The sequence below is a fragment of the Pseudomonas sp. BGA-UO-ETr-WB11 genome, assembly GCF_059567785.1.
Genome location: NZ_JCAQOS010000008.1, coordinates 604,974 through 624,395, shown reverse-complemented (window position 1 = coordinate 624,395; position 19,422 = coordinate 604,974). Strand labels below are relative to the sequence as shown.

Below are 19,422 nucleotides of genomic sequence, written 5' to 3'. Positions count from 1 at the left end.
CGTGACTGCCCATCCCGTACAGGCTAGATACCTACACGGGATGGGCAAACTGCTACGAATAGAAGCTGGTATTGACGCTGCTTGCAACAAGCAGTTGTATTTCTCCATCGTTGTAGACGTTGTAAGTGGTGCCGTCGATCTGAGTGCTACCCGCCTCTTGCCAGGCGTTGGCAGGATCGCTGATCACCACACTGTCTCCGGCCTCACCATTGACGACCATCTGAATCGGGGCAGATGCACCCAGACCGGTTTCAACCAACCCCGCACGGCCAAACTGGCTGATGCTTTCAGCATCCACCGTCAGACGTGTAGCCAGACCACCATCGGCGCCCAAGTTGATCTGACTCAGGCTGTGCTCCGTCACTACCTGTGGATTCAGCGCGGTCAAGTCGATCGACTGGCCATCGCTGCTACCGGTACGGAACCAGGCATCGACAATGCTGTGCACCTGGCCATCCAGCGTCTCGTAGGTGGAGTTCATACCTATCCAGTTGGCATTGTTCAGCTCGCCAGTCTGTGTGGCGTCCAGGTTGATACTGGCAATGCCCAGAGACGACAGGTTGAACAGCTCTGCGTTCTGGCTGACGCCATCCTGATTACCATCGACCCAGACACGCAGCGAACTGAAGCTGCTGTCATCGGCACTGATCCGACCGTCATGATTGCTGTCCAACTCTCCCAGAGCGCTGAAGCCGTCAGTCGCGCGAGTACCGTCGGCAAGGCTCGAAGCATTACCAAACAACTCGCCACCATCATTGATCAGACCGTCGCCATTCAGATCAATAGCCAGCAGACCGTCGCCCTCACCGACCCAACCGGTACTCACCTTTTCACCGGTGGCAGCGATATCGAAGTAGACATTGGATGCCCAATGCAGGGTCTGTACGCCATCACCATTCAGATCCAGCACCAGTGGCGACACACTGAGTACTGCTTGCTGCTCGGCACTCATGGCGTTGAACTGTGCCAACGTAAAGGCATCCGCCTGCGCCATGCTAAGCGCCGTCAGCTGATCGGTAGTCAGTGCCGGAATATCCGCCACATCGATTGCGATCAACTGCGCAGTGCCTAGCGCGGCAAAGTCAGAAACCTGCAGAGCGCCGATCTGCGCCGAAGTCAGCGCCGAAATATCAGCAGCCTCCAAGGCTTTAACCTGATCCGTCGTCAGCGCCACAATCTGGTCAGTGGTCAGCGCCTTGACCTGCGAAGTGGTCAACGCCACCACTTGATCGGTGGTCAGTGCCGCGACTTGATCCGAGGTCAAAACCGCCAGATCCGTGTTTTGCATAGCCTGAATCTGGGCAGTTGTGAGGGCAGCCACATCGCGGGTCTCAAGAGCTTCTACCTGTGCGGTAGTCAAGCCGGAAATCTGCGCCGTCGTCAGTGCCTGCACCTGGGCTGTGCTCAGTGCCACAATCTGCGCGGTGGTCAATGCCGCCACATCGGATATCTGCATCGCCTGAATCTGCGCGGTGCCCAATGCAGCGACATCGGCGGTTTCCAACGCGGCCACCTGCGCCGTGGTCAACGCCACAACTTGCGAAGTCGTGAGGGCCGCAACCTGAGCACTGGTCAGTGCCACGATTTGCGCCGTGCTCAAGGCTGCCAAGTCAGATGCCTGCAGCGCGGCTATCTGAGCCGTACTAAGCGCAGCCAAGTCTTCAGTCTGTACGGCAACGAACTGACTGGTTGTCAACGCAACTATTTGCGCCGTGGTCAATGCCTTCATCTGAGCGGTGGTCAATGCCTGCACCTGATCCGTCGTCAAGGCTGCCACATCAGCCCCTTGCATGGCCGCGATCTGTTCGGTCGTCAGCTTCTGCAACTGCGCTGTTGCAATCGACGCGACCTGCTCAGTCGTCAACTTGACGATCTGCTCAGTCGTCAGTGCCGCAATCTGCACCGACGTCAACGCATCCAGTTGCGCCGTGGTTATCAGCGCCAGATCGGTGGCGTCAATGGCGGCAATCTGCTCTGTCTTCAACGCGGCCAGATCGGCGGTTTCCAGCGCCACAACCTGCGCACTGGTAAGGCCTTCGATCTGTGCCGTAGTCAACGCGCGAATCTGATCGGTACTCAGAGCCTGGATGTGCGCAGTGGTCAACGCCGCAACATCGCGACTTTCCATCGCGGGCAACTGATCGGTAGTCAGCGCAGCGACCTGAGCGGTGCTCAGCTCCGCCACCTGAGCAGTGCTCAAGCCAACAATCGCGTCGGTGGTCAAGGCCGCCAAATCTGCAGCCTGCAGTTGAACAATCTGCACAGTCGTCAGAGCAGCCACTTGCGCCGAGCTAAGGGCATTGGCTTGCTGAGTGGTAAGAGCAACCACCTGAGCCGTGGTCAAGGCTGCGATGTCGGCCGTCAGCAAAGCTGCAATCTGCGCAGTGCTCAACAGGGCGAAATCTGCCGCCTCCAGCGCGGCTACCTGTGCCGTTGTAAGTGAGGCTATTTGCTCGGTGGTCAACGCTTTCACTTGATCGCTGCCCAGCGCCACAATTTGGGCACTGGTGAAAGCCGCCAAATCGGCAGTTTCCAAGGCAACCACTTGAGCCGTCAGCAAGGCCGCGACCTGAGCCGTGGTCAGCGCCGCCGCTTGTGCAACCGTAAGCCCTTGCAGGGCCTCAGTGCTCAGGGCGACCAAGTCTTCAGTCTGCAATTTAACCAATTGCGCGGTACTCAGCGCCGCCAATTGAGCAGAGCTCAGGGCATGCGCTTGCTCCGTGGTCAGCGCCTCGATTTGCGCACTGGTTAGCTCCGCTACATCTCGTGTTTGCAGAGCCGCAATCTGGGCAGTGCTTAGCTCTGCCAAGTCAGCCGTTTCCAGCGCAGAAATCTGATCAGTAGTCAGCGCCACAATCTGATCGGTGCTCAACACTTTGACCTGATCCGAACCCAGCGCAACGATTTGAGCCGTAGTTAGCACAGCAATATCGCGCGTCTCCAGCGCCTTGATCTGCGCAGTAGACAAGGCCGCCACATCGGCAACTTCCAGCGCAGCCACTTGAGCCGTGGTCAAGGCAACCACCTGCGTAGTAGTCAACGCAGCAGCCTGGGCAGTGGTCAAGGCAACGATTTGTGCTGTGGTCAGAGCGGCCAGATCGACCGTCTCAATCAGCTTGATTTGAGCGGTGCCGAGAGCCGCGATATCTGCCGTCTCGATCTGTGCCCACTGAGTTTTGGTCAATGCTTGCAGCTGTTCAGCCGTCAACACTTTGATCTGATCAGTGCTCAACGCCACTATCTGAGCGCTGGTCAAAGCAGCGATATCTGCCGCTTCGATGCCGGCAACCTGAGCCGTGGTCAAAGCTTGGATATCAGCGGTTTCCAGAGCAGCCACTTGGGTCTGGGTGAGCGCCTGAATCTGATTGACGTCAAGGGCGCGAACCTGAGCAGTCGTCAACGCCACAATCTGCGCAGTGGTCAATGCCGCCACTTGTGCCAATTGCAGGCCCGTGATTTGCGCCGTGCTGAGCAATGCCAGATCAGCCGTTTCCAGCGCCCTGATCTGCGCAGTAGTCAGCGAACCAATCTGATCAACCGTAATAGCCGCAATCTGTGCAGTGCCCATCTGCGCAATCGCAGTGGTGGACAAGGCCGCCAGATCAGCCCCTTCAAGCGCTGCTATCTGAGCAGTGGTCAGATTGACAACCTGAGCAGTGGTCAAAGCAGCCGCTTGAGCCGTCGACAGCAACTGAATCTGGTCGACAGTCAGTGCAGCAATATCAGCCGTTTCCATGGCCACTATCTGATCAGTGGTCAACGCCGCTAATTGCTCGAAAATCAGCGCCGCTGTTTGCGCTGTAGTCAACGCAACCAGTTGCGCATTACTCAAAGCCTGAATACTGGCAGTTGCCAACGCGGCAATTTGCACTGCCGATAGACCGGCCAGCTGCGCCGTACTGAGCGCTTCGGTTTGTGTGGTGGTCAGCGCACCAACTTGCTCTTCGGTCAAGGCCGCAATATCAGCATTGGCCATAGCCGCAATCTGGCTGGCGGTTAGTTTAACCAGCTGCTGCAGACTCAACTCAGCGAAACGATCAGGCGTCAGGGCCACAATCTGTTCAGTGGTCAGCGCAACAATCTGTGCAGTGGTCAGCGCAGTGATCTGTTCAAGACTCAAGGCCGCGATGTCAGCAGTTTCTAGTGCTTTGATCTGAGCGGTAGTCAGCGCAGCCAATTGGGTATTGGTCAGCGACAGCACCTGCTGGGTCGTCAGTGCCGCAACTTGTTGGGTGGTCAACGCTCGCAGATCATCCGTCTCGATCGACGCCACCTGATCACCGGTCAAGGCAGCCAGGTCAGCCACTTCCATGCTGCGGATCTGTGCGGTAGTCAAACCGGCAATTTGCTCGGCCGTCAGCGCTTTCGCCTGAGCGGTGGTCAATGCCTGAATCTGGCTGCCGGTCAACGCCGCAGTTTGCTCGGTGCTCAACGAGGCCAGTTGTCCCAGAGTGAGTGCGGCAATATCAGCCGTCTCAAAGGAACGGATCTGCGCGGTGCTCAACACATCCAATTGCGGCACCGTCAACGCACTCACCTGTGCCGTTGTCAGTGCAACCAGCTGGGCATTGCTCAGCACCACAACATCTTGGGTTTCCAGCGCAGCGATCTGCGCCGTGGTCATGCCTGCAACCTGAGCGGTGGTCAGCGCAATAATCTGCGCTGTGGTTAATGCTTGTACCTGAGCCGCAGTAAGCGCAGCCACGTCCTCGGTTTCCATGATCCGGATCTGACGCGTGGTAAGCGCAGCGATCTGTTCAGTGGTCAGACCTGGGACGCTGTCAGTGGTCAACGAATTGATGAAGGTGATTTCAGCCTCAGAGAGACCCTCGGCATTGAGCGCTGCAACTTGCTCCGAAGTAAGGGCCGCAAACTGATCACTGGTCAGCGCCGTAACTTGCGCACTGCTCAACACCGCCAATTGCTCAATCGTCAAGGCCGCCACATCCGCTGCTTCAAGAGCAACGATCTGGGCTGTGGTCAAGGCCTGCAATTGCGCGCCCGTCAGATTAGTCATCTGACTGGTGGTCAAACTCGACAGCGCAGCGGTGGACAGTGCCGCCACATCAGCGGCCTGTAGGCTCGCAATCTGATCGACGCTCAACGCCGCCAATTGTGTTCCAGTCAAGGCAGCAGCCTGAGCAGTGGTCAACGCCACCAACTGCACATCCGAGAGCACCGCCACATCGGCGACCTGCAGGGCTGCAATTTGGGCCGTCGTCAGCGCAGCGACTTGCGCGGCCGACAACAACTCAACTTGTGCAGTGGTCAGCGCCACCACTTGAGCAGTGCTCAACGCAGCCACCTGCGCAGTGCTCAATGCCACCACCTGATCAACCGTCAGAGCGGCGATGTCAGCCACTTCAAGGGCGCGGATTTGCGCAGTGCTCAACGCCTGCAGATCAGCGATCTCCAGTGCCGCAACCTGAGCCGTAGTCAGCGCCACAATTTGCGCCGTACTCAAGGCCGCTGTTTGTGTCGGAGTAAAGGCAGCTACCTGCTCAACACTCAGCGCAGCGAGGTCGGTAACTTCCAGAGCCCGTATTTGGGCAGTGGTCAACGCGGCAATCTGGCTGGCACTCAAGACCTGTACCTGAGCGGTGCTGAGCGCAACGATTTGCGCAGTGGTCAACACCGCCAGATCATCGGTAGCCAACGCGGCAATTTGCACCGTTGTCAGTGCGCCGATCTGCGCAGTGGTCAACGCTACCGCTTGCTCCGTCGTCAGTGCGGTAATCTGCGAAGCGGTCAAGACCGCAACATCCGCCAGCTCCAATGCGCGGATCTGTACGGTGGTCAACGCTGCAAAATCTACCGTCTGTAGGGCGGCAACCTGAGACGTGGTCAAACTCACCACCTGCTCGGTGGTCAGCGCACTCACCTGTTCGGTGGTCAGCGCACGGATCTGCGTCGAAGTCAGCGCCTGCAGATCGGTCGTTTGCAGAGCACGCACTTGCGCCGTACCGAGCGCCGCGATCTGATCGGCCGTCAATGCGCGGACCTGGGCGGTCGATAGAGCAACGATTTGTGCATTGCTCAGGGCTTGCAGATCCGCAGTTTCGATTGCCGCCACTTGTGCAGTGGTCAAGCTGGCCACTTGTGTAGTCGTCAACTTGGCCAACTGGGCAGAGGTCAGCGCAGCAACCTGTTCAACGGTCAATGCCACCAAATCCGCAGTTTCCATTACGGCCAGCTGAGCCGTAGTAAGCGCAGCCAAATCGTCGGCCTGCAGCGCAACAATTTGTGCAGTCGTGAGTGCCACGATTTGCGCGGTGCTCAATGCGGCCGCTTGTTCAGTGGTTAGAGCGGCAATTTGATCGCTGCCAAGAGCCGCCAGGTCAACGGTTTCCAAATTACGAATTTGAGCCGTTGTCAGGGATGCAATTTGCGCCTGGGTCAACGCCTGAATCTGCACGCTGGTCAGGGCGTTGAGCTGAGCCGTCGTCAAGGCCACCAAATCGGCAGTTTGCAAGGCCGCAACTTGATCCGTGGTGAGCTTGGACAGTTGTGCCGTGCTCAAAACAGCAATCTGCGCGCTACTCATAGCGACTATTTGTTCAGCACTGAGCGCCGCCAGATCGGCAGTTTCAAGCGCAGCGATCTGCGCCGTTGTCAGCGCGGCGATCTGTCCAGCACTCAAGACGGCCACTTGCGCCGTCGTCAAACTAGCGATGGCAGCCGTGCTCACAGCCGCGAGATCTGCCGCCTGCAGCACGGCAATTTGATCAACGGTGAGCGCAGCCATTTGCGCCGAGGTCAGCACGCCAGCCTGAGCCGTTGTCAATCCGACCACCTGTGCAGCGGTCAAGGCGGCCACATCCGTGACCTCCAGCGCCACCACCTGTGCAGTGGTCAGTGCAGCAACTTGTGCGGTCGTCAATGCCTCGATCTGAGCAGTAGTCAACGCGACCAGTTGTGCGGTGGTTAGTGCCTGCATCTGCAGCGTGCTCAGCTTATTAAGCTGGGTAGCCGTCAGTGCAGCAACATCCGCCACTTCAATGGCCTTAATCTGTGCGCTGGTCAGCGCCTGCAGTTGAGCGCTGCTCAACGCGGTTACTTGAGCGGTGGTCAACGCAGCGATCTGCGCTGTGCTCAGCAGCTGCACATCGCCAACATCAAGTGCAGCAACCTGAACGGGCGTCAAGGCTGCGATTTGTGCAGTGCTCAACGCAATCACCTGATCGCTGGTCAAGGCTGCCACTTGTGTGACGCTCAAGGCCGTTAGATCGGCGGTTTCAAGTGCTCGGATCTGAGCAGTTGTCAGTGCTTGCAAATCGGCGACTTGCAGTGCAGCAACCTGCTCAGTGGTTAGCGCCACAACTTGTGCAGTGGTCAAGGCGGCTACTTGTGCAGTTGTCAGTGCCTCAATCTGTGGGGCTTGCAAAGCAGCGATATCCGCCACTTCCAATTGTGCAATCTGGGCAACCGTCAGTGCTGCCAGATCGACTGTTTCCATCGCAGCGATTTGAGCGGTTGTCAGCCCCTGCAGCTGCGCACTGGTCAGTGCTGCAACTTGGGCCGTCGTCAGTGCCGCGATCTGATCAACACGCAAAGCCGCCACGTCCGCCACTTGCAACGCCTGAATCTGAGCAGTACCAAGCGCTTGAAGATCGTTCAACGCCAGGGCAGTGATCTGTGCGGTGGTCAGCGCTACCAACTGTGCCGTGGTCAAAGCGGCCACTTGGGCAGTGGTCAAAGCATCGATTTGCTCAGCGGTGAGCGCGCCTATATCGTCAGTTTCAATGGCGCGCAACTGGCTGGTAGTCAAGGCAACTACCTGGGCAACGCTAAGCGCTTGCAGCTGGGCCGAGGTCAACGCAGCGATTTGCGCGGTACCCAGCGCTGCCACATCGGCAGTTTCCAGCGAGCTCACCTGACCGACGGTCAGCTTGCCAAGCTGCTCAGTTGTCAACGCCGCTACCTGAGCAGTGGTGAATGCGGCAACTTGCTCGGCACTCAAGGCAATCAAATCAGCCGTTTCAAGCACTCGAATCTGTGCGGTGGTCAATGCCGCCACATCCGCCAGCTCAAGCGCAGCCACTTGGGCGCTGCCCAATGCAACCACCTGAGCGGTGGTCAGTGCAGCAATTTGTGCGGTGGTCAGATTGACAACCTGCTCGGCAGAAAGCACCGCCACATCCGCAGTGTCCAGAGCACGAATCTGGGCCGTTGTCAGCGCCGGAATCTGCTCAAGGGTCAAGGCTTGAACTTGCGCGGTGGTGAATGCGGCAATCTGAGCAGTGGTCAAAGTCGCCAGATCAGCTGTCAGCAATGTAGCGATCTGACTGGTTGGCAGACTGGCTATTTGCGCAGTAGTCAACGCCGTTGGCTGGGCGCCACTCAAGGCGATCACCTGTTCCTGACTGAGGGCCGCGAGGTCAGCAGTTTCCAGTGCAGCAATTTGATTACTGGTCAGCGACGCGATTTGTGCCGTGGTCAGTGCCTGTACTTGGCTGGTGCTCAGCGCCACAATCTGGGCAGTGGTCAGCGCCTGAAGGTCGACAATCTGCAGTGCCGCAACCTGAGTCTGGGTCAGACCAGCAACCTGGGCAGTCGTCAACGCCGCCACTTGGGCAGTACTCAGTGCAACAACCTGAGCCGTGGTCAATACCGCGATATCGGCGACCTCAAGTGCACGCAATTGCGCGGTGTTTAGAGCTTGCACCTGGGCAACGCTGAGAGCCGCTACTTGGGCCGTGGTCAGCGCGATAAGCTGGGCCGAACTGAGAACAGCTACATCGGCTGTTTCCAACGCGACAACTTGCGCAGTGGTCAGTTTGGCAATCTGCTCAGTGGTTAGCACTGCCACTTGGCTGCTGGTAAGCGCAGCCACTTGGGCTGTACTTAGCGCCACTAGATCAGCAGTCTCCAGGGCTTTGATCTGACTCGCGGTCAGTGCTTGCAGATCCTCAATTTCCAGCGCCGCAACCTGGGCACTAGTGAGTGCAGCCACTTGGGCCGTGGTCAGCGCCTCCACTTGCTCAGTGGTTAGACCTATAAGTTGATCACTGCCCAGGGCTGCGATATCGGCAATTTCTATCTGCCGAATTTGCGCAGTACTCAAGGCCGCCAGATCGGCAACCTCAAGCGCAGCGAACTGTTCGGTGGTCAGCGCCTTGATTTGCGCGCTGGTCAGCGAGGTGACCTGAGCTGTGCTCAGGCCGGCGATTTGCGCCGTACCCAATACCGCCAGATCAGCTGTTTCCATGGCCTGCAATTGCAGGGTGCTCAAGGCCTGCACATCAGCAACCGCAAGGGCGCCGACCTGAGCTGTGGTCAGGGCTGCTACCTGCGCAGTAGTAAAGGCCGCAATCTGGGTTGGGCTCAGGGCAACAATCTGTTCAGTGCTCAAGCTTGCCAGATCTTCTGTTTGCAGAGCATGAACCTGCGCAGTGGTCAATGCAGCAATCTGACCCGTGCCGAGTGCCTGGACCTGTGCCACCGTCAGTGCAGCAATTTGCGCACTGGTGAGGACCAGCAGATCCGCTGTTTGCAGCGCAGCAACCTGTGCCGTGGTCAAGTTGGCAACCTGCTGAACCGTCAGTGCCTGAACCTGCTCGGTGGTCAGTGCGCCGATCTGGGCAGTGCTAAGCGCAGCCAGATCAACGGTTTGCATAGCCTTGATTTGTGCAACGGTCAGCGCCGCCAGATCTTCCAGCTCAAGAGCCTGTATCTGGACAGAGCTGAAAGCCACGACCTGAGCGGTGGTCAGGGCAGCCGCTTGAGCTGTCGTAAACGCGGCGATTTGTGCGCTGCTAAGGGCTGCAATATCAGCTGTTTCCAGCGCCTGGAGCTGACTCACTGTCAGTACAGGGATCTGATCCGTGGTCAGCGCCCGCACCTGAGCTGTGGTAAGGGCTGCGACCTGATCTACGGTCAATGCCGCCAGATCGGCACTTTCCAGCGCCACCATCTGCTCGGTGGTCAGCGCGGCCACTTGAGCACTGGTCAGAGCAACAATTTGATTGGTGAGCAAGGCCTGCAACTGTTCGGCAGACAACACGATCAAATCAGCTACTTGCAGGGCGGCCACTTGCGTATCGGTCAGTCCGGCCACCTGAGCGGTGGTCAAGGCCGCCACTTGGGCCGTGCTCAGCGCAACGATCTGCGCCGTCGTCAGGGCCTGAAGATCTGCAAGCTCCAGCGTACTCACTTGTTCGGTAGTCAGTGCCTGCACCTGGGTGGTGGTCAATGCCGCCACTTGAGCAGTCGTCAACGCCACCAACTGGGCCGTATTCAGGGCAGCTATATCGGCGGTATCCAGCGCGCGGATTTGCGCGGTAGACAATGCGGCCAGATCAACTGTTTGCATGGCTGCGACTTGAGCGCTGCTCAAGGCGGCAATCTGCGCAGTGCTCAGCGCAGCGAGCTGAGCGGCACTGAGGCCAACAACTTGCGCCAGACTGAGCGCAGCGATATCTGCAGTCTCGAGGGCCTGTACCTGAGCGACGCTCAGGCCAGCCAAGTCAGCCACTTCAATAGCAGCCACCTGAGCGCTGCTCAGCGCTACCACCTGAGTCGTGTTAAGTGCGGCGAACTGGTCAGACGACAGGGCTACGACTTGATCAGTGCTCAGCGCTACCACGTCATCGGTGGCCAATGCACGTATCTGTGCAGTGGTGAGCACCGCCAGTTGGTCGGCACTCAGCGCGCGCACTTGAGCCGTGGTGAGTGCAACAACCTGAGCCGTCCCCAAGGCCTCAACTTGAGCGGTGCTCAAGGCTGCAATCCGGTCTGTTGCCAGGGCCGCAAGGTCAACGGTTTGCATCGCTTGCAATTGTGCAGTCGACAAGGCCGTGACTTGTTCGATGGTCATGGCCAACGCTTGAGCGGTGGTCAGAGCAGCCACTTGGGCAGCACTGAGTGCGGCCACATCAGCAGAGTCCAAAGCAACCAGCTGGGCCGTGGTCAGCGCCTCAATTTGCGCGGTTTTCAGCGCCGCAACCTGAGCAGAGCTCAACGTGGCGATTTGATCTGTGGTCATCGCCACAAGATCGGTGGTTTCCAGTGCAGCCACCTGTGCAGCTGTCAGTACTTCAACTTGCTCAATTGACAGCGCACGGACCTGGGCGGTCCCCAGTGCTGCGATCTGCAAGGCGCTCAATGAACCGACTTGTAGCAGGCTCAGGCCAACGATCTGATCGGTGGTCAAAGCTGCCACGTCTTCAGTTTCCAGCGCGCGCAACTGCCCTGTGCTAAAGGCCGACAACTGCGCAAAATTCAACACCCGCACTTGCGCGGTGGTCAGCGCCGCGATCTGGGCATTATCCAATGCTGGGATATCAATGGCATCCAGCGCGGCAACTTGTGCAGTGGTCAATGCAGCGATCTGCGCGGTGGTCAATGCGGCCACTTGCGTGGATGACAAGCCCGCAATTTTGGCCGTGCTCATAGCCTGCAGATCGGCAATCTCCAGTACGGCAATTTGTGAGCCGGTCAAAGCAGAGACTTGCTCAACACTCATGGCCGTGATCTGTGCTGTTGTCAGCCCTGGGATACTGGCGGTCGTAAGCTTGGCAATATCGGCAGTTTCCATGGCCGCGATTTGCGCCGTGGTCAGCGCTGCAACCTGGGCCGAACTCAGTGCGCGCACTTGAGCCTGGGTCAAGGCCACGATCTGATCAGTGCCCAGCACCACCAAATCACGGGTTTCCATTGCCGCCATCTGCTCAGGTGTCAGAGCTGCGACTTGGGCCGTGCTCAATGCCGCGACCTGGGCGGTGGTGAGACCAACAATGGTCGCGGTGGTCAAAGCCGCCAGATCAACAGGCTCGAAAGCCGCCATCTGCGCGCTACTCAACACCGCAATCTGGGTGCTCGTCAGAGCAACAACCTGATCTTCCGTCAGTGCCGCTATTTGCGCCGTGCTCAAGGCGACGGTTTGACTGGTGCTGAGACCTTTGATTGCTTCGCTGGAGAGCACAGCCAGATCAGCAGTTTCCAGTGCAGGAATTTGATCGGTTGTAAGTGCCGCCAACTGGGCAGAGGTCAACGCTACCGCCTGCGCCTCAGTCAGGGCCGCCACTTGGGCCGTGCTCAGCGCACGGATATCCGCGGTTTCCAACGCGCCAATTTGAGCAGGGCTGAGAACCGCTATCTGCTCGAGAGTAAGGGCCTGGATTTGTGCCGTAGTCAACGCAACGATTTGCGCACTACTCAACCCGGCCAAGTCGTCCAGCTCAAGTACAGCCACTTGTGCAGTGCCTAGAATGGACAGCTGAGAGGTAGTCAATGCACCCACTTGCGGCGCGGTAAGCGCCAGCACTTGGTCGGTAGTGAGAGCCGCCACTTGTTGGGTACTTAGACCGCGGATTTGTGCAGTGGAGAGTAGCTGCAGATCTGCCGTTTCAATCGCGGCAAACTGCGCAGTGGTGAGTGCCCCCATCTGCGCACTGGTCAGCGCAACAATTTGCGTCTCTGTCAGCGCTTGAATCTGCGCGGTGGTCAGGGCACTAACGTCCTGGGCTTCCAGCGCGGCCAGCTGCTGGGTGGTCAAAGCAGCAATCTGCTCACTGCTCAACGCGACCACCTGATCGCTCGTCAGGGCAACAATGCCAGCGGTCGACAGCACCTTGAGATCGTCCAATTCCAAGGCAGCCATCTGCGCGGCCGTCAGTTTGGCAAGCTGCGTGGTAGTCAACGCAGCGACCTGAGCCGTGGTCAACGCTGCCACTTGCTCGGCACTCAATGCCGTCAAGTCGGCCGTTTCCAAGGCTTTTACCTGTGCGGTACTCAGCGCCTGAAGCTGTTCTGTACTCAGTGCAACAACCTGCGCAGTGGTCAGCGCAACAATCTGCGCGCTGCTCAAGGCGCGAATTTGCGCGGTGCTCAGTGCAGCAATTTGCGCGACGTTCAGTGCAGCCACATCGGCCGTATCCAAGGCCTGCAACTGCGCAGTGCTCAGCGCAACAATTTGCCCGGTACTCAGCGCCGCCACTTGCGCACTGGTAAGCGCAGCAATGCTCGCGGTGCCTAACACGCGTAGATCAACCGTTTCAATAGCCGCCAACTGCTCGACCGTCAGGTTACTGACCTGCGAAGTTGACAAGGCTGCCATCTGCGCAGTGCTCAAGGCCACAATTTGCGCGGTGGTCAAAACTTTCACCTGCACGGAGCTCAGCGCAGCAATACTGGCAGTTGAAAGCAAGGCGAAATCAGCCGTTTCTAGGGCTGCAAGTTGCGTATCACGCAGATTAGCGACCTGTGCAGTCGTCAGCGCCGCGACTTGCTGGGTGCTCAGCGCAATAATCTGTTCCTCACTCAACGCACGCATTTGCGCCGTGGTGAGCGCTTTAACACTGGCTGTACCCAGGGCGCGTAAGTCGCTGGTTTCCAGCGCGGTTATTTGCCCAACAGTCAGACTAGCGACCTGGGCCGACGTCAGTGCGGCAAACTGCGCACTGGTCATAGCCACAATTTGCTCGTTGCTTAGCACCTGAATATCTGCCGTTTGCAACGCCACAACCTGTGCCGTTCCCAGTGCGGCCATTTGTGCAGTGGTCAATTCGGCCACCTGGGTGGTGCTAAGGGCCACAATCGCGGCCGTCGAAAGCACTGCCAAGTCACGCGTTTCCAATACGGCAATCTGCTCTGGAAGCAAGCTGGCAATCTGTGCAGTAGTCAGCGCAGCGACCTGGGCGGTGGTCAGGGCTACAACCTGCTCTTCACTCAGCGCACGCAGGTCGGCAGTCTCAAGCACACGCACCTGAATAGTGGTCAGCGCGGCGACTTGAGCCGTCGACAAGGCAGCAATCTGCGCATTGCTCAGGCTTACGATGGCCGCTGTACCGAGCGCCGCCAGATCAGCCGTTTCCAGCGCGGCGACTTGTACAGAAGTCAGCTTGCTCACTTGATCCGTGGTCAGGGCCGCCACTTGCGCGGAGGTCAGTGCAGCCACCTGTGCCGTAGTCAACAAGCGCAAATCAGCCGTTTCGATGGCGCGCACTTGGGTCGCCGTCAACGCAGCAACCTGGGCAGTGGTCAGCGCCAATACTTGCGCCGAGTTCAATGCCGCAATATCAGCTGTTTCCAAAACGGCAATCTGGGCCGTGCTGAGAGCGCGCACTTGTGCAGTCGTCAGGGCCTTGATGTCTTCGCTACCTAGCGCCACGACCTGGGTCGTGCTCAGCGCCGCGATATCTGCACTTTCAAGCGCCGCTACCTGGGCACTGCTGAGCGCCACTATTTGTTGAACCGTCAGTGCTTTGATCTGGGCAGTAGACAAGGCAACCAGTTGGGCGTTGGTCAACGCGGCTACATCGGCAGTTTCCAGCGCGGCCACTTGCGAGGTACTCAGGGCGGCGACTTGTGCGGTATCCAGAGCCCGAATTTGTGCGGTCGTCAGGGCTTTCAGCTGTATATCGGTCAGTGCTTTGGTTTGTGCGGTGGTGAGCGCATCCACCTGAGCAGTCGTCAGAGCGGCAATCTGCACCGCACTGAGTTTGTTGATCGCCAACGTGCTGATGGCGGCCAGATCAGCCGTTTGCATCGCTCGCAACTGTGCGGTGTCAAGACTGAACACCTGCGCACTGGTCAAGGCCGCTGCCTGGGCAGTGGTCAAAGCCACCACTTGAGCGGTATTCAGCACTTTGACATCGGTGGTTTCCAACGCCTGCACCTGGGCAGTGGTCAAAGCTGCAACTTGCGCCACGCTCAACACACCAACTTGAGCCGTGGTAAGGCTCTTGATCGCCTCGGCCGACAGGGCCTGCAGATCCAGCGTTTCAATGACCTTGACCTGGGCGGTGGTCAAGGCCGCAACCTGTACCGAGCTCAACGCCGACGTATGCGCGGTGGTCCAGGCCACGACTTGCGCGGTAGTCAGGGCTGCAATCTGTGCCGTGGTCAAGGCGCCTACTTGGCGTGCAATAACTTGCGAAGCGCTAAGCGGATTGTTCAAGGCCGCCACTTGAGCGGTACTCAGTGCAACCAGCTGCGGCGTCGTCAAGGCACCGACCTGATCGGCCGTAAGCACAGCCATCTGAGCGGTTGTGAGCACTTTGATGTCGGCAGTTTCAATCGCTCTGACCTGCGCAGTGCTCAGATCATCAACCTGAGTGCTCAGCAGGCTGGCCATTTGCGCGGTGGACATACCGGCAATGGCCGCTGTTGACAGTGCGGCAAGATCCGCCACTTCCAACTTAACCACCTGAGCCGTGCTCAGAGCCAGCACTTGCGCACTGCTCAGGGCAGCGGCCTGGGCAGTGGTCAGCGCCTGAATTTGCGCGCTGGTCAAACTTGCCATCTGCGCGGCCGTCAGGCCTTTTACCGCGAGGCTGGTCAAGGCCGCAAAATCTGCCACTTCCAGCTTCTGCAGTTGGGCAGTGGTCAGAGCAGCCACTTGCGCGGCGCTCAGTGCCTTGGCCTGTGCGGTAGTCAGTGCCACCACTTGGGCGGTGGTCAAGGCGGCAATATCAAGCGCATCAATGGCCGCTACCTGCGCGGTGCTAAGCCCTACCAGTTGTGCTGTGGTCAGCTTGGCAATCTGCGTAGCCGTCAGCGCCTTGATTTCATCAGTCGCAAAAGTCGCCAGATCCGCCACATCAATGGCGGCAACTTGTGCCGTGGTCATCGAAGCAATTTGTATAGCCGTCAGCGCGCCGATTTGTGCTGAGCTAAAGGACTGGATATCAGCGGCACTCAAGGCCTGTATATCCAGGGCATCCATCTTGGCGATCTGCGCAGTGGTCAGAGCCAATACCTGCGCATCGGTCAGTGCAACAACCTGTGCGGTGGTCAGCCCGGTAATAGCTGCGGTACTGATGGCCGCAACGTCCGCTACTTCCAATGCGGCAATTTGCTCTGTTTTCAGAGCGGCTAACTGACCGGCAGAAAGCGCTGCCGCCTGGACGGTCGTCAGGGCTTGCAGTTGGGCATTGGACATCGCCTGCAATTGCAGGGACGACAGTCCTTTGACCGCCGCGGCGGTGAGCGCAGGGATATCCCCCACCTCGATGGCCACCACTTGTGCCGTTTTCATGGCGGCGATTTGAGTCGCCGTCAGCGCCGCCACTTGCGCAGTAGTAAATGCCGTAATCCGTGCCGCGCTGAGGGCCGCCACATCGGCGGGCTCCAGAGCTTGAATCTGAGCGGTGGTCAGGGCCGCAACCTGGCCGGCAGTCAACGCCGCCGCCTGAGCAGTGGTCAACCCAACGATGGCAGCGGTAGAAATCGCGGCCAAATCTGCCACTTCAATCGCCGCCACGGCTGCAGTGCTGAGCGCGCCCAGTTGCGTTGCGGTCAACGCTTTGGCCTGCGCAGTGGTCAAAGCCGCAATCTGCGGGCTGGTCAGGGCTTGTAATTGCACAACACCAAGGCCAGCAACGGTCGCCGTGGCCAACGCGGCGATGTCTGCCACTTCGATCGCAACAATTTGTGCCGAGGTCATGCCTGCTACTTGTTGCGCGGTCAGCGCCTCGACCTGAGCAGTGCTGAGCGCCGCCACTTGAGCAGTAGTCAGGGCTTTGACATCTGCAATTTCCAGGGCGCGCACCTGCGCCGTACTCAAGGCCTGGATCTGAGCAATGCTCAACGAAGCGACCTGAGCGGTAGTCAACCCTGTAATGGCCGCTGCAGACAACTGGGCGATATCGACCGCCTCAATAGCACCGACCTGGGCTGTCGTCAGAGCTGCAATCTGGGCCGCCGACAACGCTTTTACCTGAGCAGTAGTCAGCGCAGCAATCTGGGCATTGCTCAGTTTGGAGACTTGCGCAGTACTCAGCGACGCAATGGCACCCGTGGCCAGTGCCGGAATATCGGCCACTTCAATGGCCACAACCTGCGCAGTCGTCAGAGCCGCAACTTGTGTAGCCGTTAGCTCACCCAACTGAGCAGAGCTGAGCGCGACAATGTGCGCAGTGGTTAGCGCCTGAACATCGGCGACTTCCAGGCTCTTGATCTGCGCCGTGCTCAACGCCTGCACCTGCGCATTGCTCAGTGCTTTGACCTGAGCGGTCGTCAGACCAGCCAACGCGGCAGCACTCAATACCGCCACATCGGCGACTTCAAGCGCCACAACCTGGGCAGTGCTCAAGGCTGCAACTTGCGCGGCGGATAACTTGCTGACTTGCAGCGTGGTCAACGCTGCGACCTGGGCGGTCGTCAGCGCGCCCATCTGCGCAGTCGTCAGGGAGGCCAGCGCCGCAGTAGACAAACCATCAATATCCGCCACCTCAATAGCGCGGACCTGGGCGGTGGTCATTGAGGCAATCTGGGTCGGCGTCATCGCGCCCAATTGAGTCTCACTGAGCGCCACAATTTGCGCCGTGGTCAACATCTGCACATCGGCAGCCTGCAAACTGGCGACCTGCGCCGTGGTCAACGCCTGAATCTGAGCGATGGTCAGCGCTTTGACCTGTGCAGTGGTCAAGCCAACAATGGCCGCGGTACTAAGGGCGGCTACATCAGCCACCTCAAAGGCCGCCACCTGAGCGGTGGTGAGAGCCGCAACCTGGGTAGCCAGCAATTTATTAACTTGCAGTGTGGTCAGCGCCTGGATCTGCCCGACCGTGAGGGCTTTAACCTGAGCGGTGCTCAGAGCCACCAACGCAGTTGTCGACAACCCTGGCAAATCTGCTATTTCAATAGCCGCGACTTGCGCGGTGCTCATGGCTGCGACTTGAGTAGCAGTGAGAGCACCGAGCTGAGCCGAGCCCAAAGCGACAACCTGCACCGTCGAGAGGGCCGCCAGATCCGCTGCATCCAGGGCCGCTATTTGCGCAGTGGTCAACGCACTTACTTGTCCACCGGTAAGACTGGCAACCTGAGCGCTACTGAGCGCCTTGACCGCTGCAGCACTCAGTGCGACCAGATCAACCGTCTCGATCGCCACCACCTGCACCGTACTCAGCGCAGCAACCTGTGTAGCATTCAGCGCAGCGGCTTGAGTCGGGTTCAAAGCTACGATTTGCGCGGTGCTCAGCGCAGCAATTTGTGCCGTGCTGAAAGCCTGAATAGCGGCGGTGCTCAACCCTGGAATATCGGCAGCTTCAATAGCGCGCACTTGCGCAGTGCTCAACGCCTGCACCTGAGCGGCGCTCAGCGCAGAAATTTGCGAGGAATTAAACGCCGCAACCTGAGCCGTACCCAGCGCAGCCAAATCAGCCACTTCGAGCAATTTGACCTGTGCACTGGTGAGGGCGGCAACTTGTGCCGTCGTGAGGGCAACCATCTGTGCCGTAGTAAGACTGGTAACGACGCCGGTTGCCAAGCTGGCAATATCGGCAGTTTCCAACGCACGAATCTGATCGGTCGTGAGATTGGAGACCTGGGCAGCAGTCAACGCTGCCACCTGCGCAGTGGTCAGCGCCTGAATTTGCGCAGTACTCAGCGCAGCCAGATCATCGTTAGCCAACTTGGCAATCTGCGCAGTCGTCAGTGCAGCCAGGTCAGCGGTCTCCAACGCTCTGACCTGAGCGGTCGTCAGGGCCACTATTTGCGCAGTGGTCAATGCCGCAGCCTGCGCAGTTGTAAGAGCAACGATTTGCTGGGTTGCCAGCGCAGCCAGATCAACCGCTTGCAGCGCAGCGATTTGCGCTGTGCTAAAGGCCGCCAAATCAGCATTTTCAAGCGCGCGAGCCTGTTCAGTGGTCAACGCTACGATCTGTGCCGTGGTCAAGCCAGCAGCCTGCGCCGTGGTCAACCCAACAATTTGTGCCGTGCTCAATACAGCGAAGTCCACTGCCTCCAGCGAGCTCAACTGCGCAACACTCAGAGCAGCCAAATCGGCCACTTCCAAGGCCTGGACTTGCGCCGAGGTCATGGCAACAACTTGTGCGGTGGTTAGAGCGGCTGATTGCGCCGTGGTCAGCGCCACGATTTGCTCGGTTTTCAGTGCGGCAAAATCTACCGCCTGCATAGCCGCTATCTTCGCCGGAGTGATTGCCGCGAGATCAGCAACTTCGATGGCGCGCGCCTGAGCGGTGGTCAGCGCCACCACTTGTTCAGTCGTCAGCGCAGCAGCTTGCGCAGTGGTCAGACCAGCAATTTGCTCCGTTTTTAAGGTGGCGAAGTCAGCCGCCTCGATGGCCTGAACCTGAGCGGTGGTCAACACCGCAACATCCGCCAGTTCAAGAGCCCGCACCTGCGCTGAGCTCAACGCTGTTACCTGCTCGGCTGTCAGCGCAGGGACCTGAGCGGTAGACAACGCCTCAATGCTGACGGTGGACAACTTAACAATCTGTGCAGTGGTCAAAACGGCCAACTGTTCGGTCGTAATGCCCGCAATATCTTCAGTCGTTAAAGCTGCAATCTGTGCAGTGCTAAGAGCAATTACGTCGTCGGTGGTTAAGCCAGTGAAGATGCTGCTCATAGTCGTGATTCCTGCACAGTGTGCGTCAACTGCGGTGGCGCGCTGACGCCTGCTCGCAGTAAAAAATTGTTCTGTTTCGGTTTAGCGGCCGTCCGCTGCAGTTCTTTAAG

General features: G+C 58.7%; 1 protein-coding gene. It reads right to left on the bottom strand.

Annotation, left to right across the window (positions count from 1 at the left end):
- Positions 1-52: 52 nt before the first annotated feature.
- Complete coding sequence (locus tag AC56DI_RS16560; RefSeq protein ID WP_496347128.1) at positions 53-19,312, bottom strand: SPM autocatalytic domain-containing protein; 19,260 nt, start codon at positions 19,310-19,312, stop codon at positions 53-55.
- Positions 19,313-19,422 lie beyond the last annotated feature (110 nt).